Source organism: Streptomyces sp. SID1328 (assembly GCF_009865595.1).
Taxonomy (GTDB): Bacteria; Actinomycetota; Actinomycetes; order Streptomycetales; family Streptomycetaceae; genus Streptomyces; species Streptomyces griseoluteus.
On record NZ_WWKH01000254.1, the window covers coordinates 1 to 1,807 of the forward strand.

The following is a 1,807-nucleotide window of genomic DNA, read 5'->3' on the forward strand; positions in this document are numbered from 1 at the left end:
CCGCCTCGGCGTCCCGCCAGTGGATCTCCGCCGAACTGGCCCAGCGCGCCGAGGCGGTCGCCGAACGCGGCCGCGCCGAGGGCGACGCCTGGCTCGCCGGTCTCTGGACCCGCACCGCCTTCCTGGCCTGGGGTGCCGTGGTGATCCTGCTGCTCGCCCAGGCCCTCACCGCCATCGGCGCGGGCTGGAGCAGCGCCCGCACCGCCGGACTGCTCGCCGCGGTGGCCGTCGCGGGCGCGCTGACCCTCGCCGGCTTCTTCCACCGGGCGCGCGGCGGGGCGCTGGCCCCGATGATCGGCGAGGACAACCGGATGTCCACCTCCCGCACGGTCGCCGCCTGCTGGGTGCTGTTCGTCGCCTACGCCGTCCTGCTGCTCGCGGGCCGCCTCGCCGCCGCCTCCGACCCGGCCGAACGCGACTCCCTCCTCGCCGGCCTCGACCTCGCGCGCGGCGCCGGTGTGGTGACCGTCCTCGCCGTGGTGTGCGGCATCGCCGTCCTGGTACGCCGGGTGGTCGGCCTGCGGGTCCTCGGCCAGCGGCTCCAGAAGGTCCCGGCGCACCGGCCGCGCGCCGCCGACCTGCTCACCGACGACGCGGGCCGGGGTGCCTTCGCCGACATCCAGTACGTCGTCATCAGCGCCGTCGCCCTGGTCTTCGCCGCCGTCCGCCTCGGCCGCCGCCCCGATCAGCTCCCCGACCTGCCCTGGGGGCTGGCTGTGCTGGTGCTCATCTCGGCGGCCACCTACCTGGCGGGCAAGTACGCCGAGGGCGGCCGTCCGGTGGTGCTCTCGGTGGTCCGCGCCCGCGAGCCCGGCGACCTGGACGGGCCCATCCGCACCGGGGACGACATCGAGATCCGCGGCACCGGCTTCGTCCCGCCCGGCGCCCAGGGCGCCGACCGGCTCGCCCGCATGGTCGTCCGCATCGGCGCGGTGGACGTCCACGTGCCCCTGATCCCGGTCGCCGGCGGCTTCCGCAACCCCACCGACAGCGTGCTCACCGTCCCGGTCCCGGTCGAGGTGGAGCCCGGCGCGGTGGAGGTACAGGTGGTGACGGCGGCGGGGCTGGCCACCAACCGATACCCCATCGAGGTGACGGACTGACTCCGTACGCTGCACCGATATCCGGAAAATCCTCCAGGGAGGATTGAACCGGCCCCCTTCTTCATACGTATTGTCGGGTGAGGTCCGGGACGGCGGGCGAGAGGCGGCTAGCAGTGATGACTCACGGTATGCGGACGGACACGCACACCTCCCATCTCGACGGGGAGCGTGACTGGCGGGCGACCGCCACCCGTTACGCCCTCCTTCCACTCCGGATCTTCCTCGGCGTCACCTTCGTCTACGCCGGTCTGGACAAGATCACCGACAGCGCCTTCATGAAGGCCAGTGGTGCCGGTTCGCTCGGCGACACGATGCGCGCGGTCCGGGACTCCTCCGCCATCCCTGCCCTCGTCGACCTGGCCCTCAAGAGCCCCGTCGGCTTCGGCTACGCCATCGCCTTCGGTGAGCTGGCCGTCGGCATCGGCATTCTGATCGGACTCTTCGGCCGGCTGGCCGCCCTCGGCGGTGCGCTGATCTCGCTGAGTCTGTGGCTGACGGTGAGCTGGGCCACCAGCCCGTACTACTACGGCAACGACCTCGCCTACCTGATGGCGTGGCTGCCTTTCGTCCTCGCGGGCACCCCCTACCTCTCCGTCGATGCCTCTCTGCGGGACCGGCGCCTACGCCGGTCGGGCGGATACCGCTAGGTCCTGTCTGACCATTCGCGTCGTCGCCCGAAGGGCGGCCGCGCGGCGTCAGGTGCG

Annotated in this window: 2 protein-coding genes; both read left to right on the top strand. The window is 72.9% G+C overall.

From position 1 onward, the window contains the following. On the top strand, window positions 1-1,103 hold a 1,103-nt coding region (locus GT030_RS07370; protein ID WP_161200387.1), incomplete at its 5' end, for a hypothetical protein. Between the two features lie 116 nt (window positions 1,104-1,219). Next, a complete protein-coding gene (locus GT030_RS07375) occupies window positions 1,220-1,750 on the top strand; it encodes a DoxX family protein (protein WP_161200388.1) in 531 nt (176 codons plus the stop codon). Window positions 1,751-1,807 lie beyond the last annotated feature (57 nt).

Coding starts and splice junctions, on each gene's coding strand:
- GT030_RS07375 (WP_161200388.1), top strand. CDS start 1,220: ATGACTCACGGTATGCGGACGGACACGCACACCTCCCATCTCGACGGG.